Source organism: Vallitalea sediminicola (assembly GCF_054408565.1).
In genome coordinates, this window is the sequence record NZ_BTPT01000303.1 from 1 (window position 1) to 206 (window position 206).

Sequence of the window (206 nt, forward strand, 5' to 3'; positions counted from 1 at the left end):
CTTTAAAAAGTTTACCGCATCAACAACCGTAACCATAGTATCCAGTGTTGCCACATCTGATAATGAAATACCGTCCTCGTCGGAAAACGTAAAGGTTTCGGCTATCGGCAATGGCTCAGAAATACCCGTAGATTCAATAACCAAGTAATCAAATCGTCCATCTTGTGCCAACTTGGTAACCTCTAGGAGAAGATCTTCACGCAATG

The 206-nt window shown here is 42.2% G+C and carries 1 protein-coding gene; it reads right to left on the minus strand.

Annotated elements, in window-relative coordinates:
- Positions 1-204: GTP-binding protein (locus ACX6CF_RS26830; RefSeq protein ID WP_458788434.1), on the minus strand; the 204-nt coding region annotated here is incomplete at its 3' end.
- Positions 205-206: the final 2 nt, after the last annotated feature.